The organism is Vibrio sp. 10N.222.49.C9, from assembly GCF_041474985.1.
GTDB classification, from domain to species: Bacteria; Pseudomonadota; Gammaproteobacteria; order Enterobacterales; family Vibrionaceae; genus Vibrio; species Vibrio crassostreae_C.
The window spans coordinates 1-577 of record NZ_JBFRVD010000151.1 but is presented as its reverse complement, the minus strand read 5'-3'; the positions used below and the strand labels follow the sequence as shown (position 1 = coordinate 577).

Annotated in this window: 1 pseudogene; it reads right to left on the bottom strand. The window is 37.4% G+C overall.

The window, feature by feature from the left end:
- Window positions 1-21: 21 nt before the first annotated feature.
- A pseudogene (locus AB4585_RS22475) lies at window positions 22-159 on the bottom strand (MFS transporter); the annotation flags it as partial.
- Window positions 160-577 lie beyond the last annotated feature (418 nt).

The following is a 577-nucleotide window of genomic DNA, read 5'->3' as shown; positions in this document are numbered from 1 at the left end:
CTGATTTGATCAACAACGCCCTTTACGCTCGCCAACCACACCGATAAATCGACCAATGCGCTTCGCAAACAAGAAGTTAAACAGATAGTTAACCAAGAACAACAATGTGACGTCGGCCGCCGAATAACCGAACTTCTCTACCATCAAGAAGCCTGCAAATTATTCTTTGTAAAAATATGTAAAGCAAACTACATTGATTAAATAACTAACAGTTCATATAGTTGGAATAAAAATCCTTAACGTTATAACTAATCAACCCATACTTACTTATTTTTATTAAGGGCATTTTTTTGTAATGAATAGAACAGGTCGAGTGATTAGTTTTAAAACACAGTCTGGCGGGGGTGATATCAGCATTGTGGATGAAAATTTCATCCCCCTGTGCCCTTTTCTTACAACCTTTCTTGAACACTACAAAACTCTTAACACCAAGAAAAGCTATGCGAATCAGCTATTGTTCATACATCGTTACTTTGTCACAAAATCAATAGACTTACCTTCGAGGATTCGTGACGGTAGATACCTGACTATAGAGGAATATGAAGGTCTACATCGCCCCTTTTAAGCGTGATTCTAT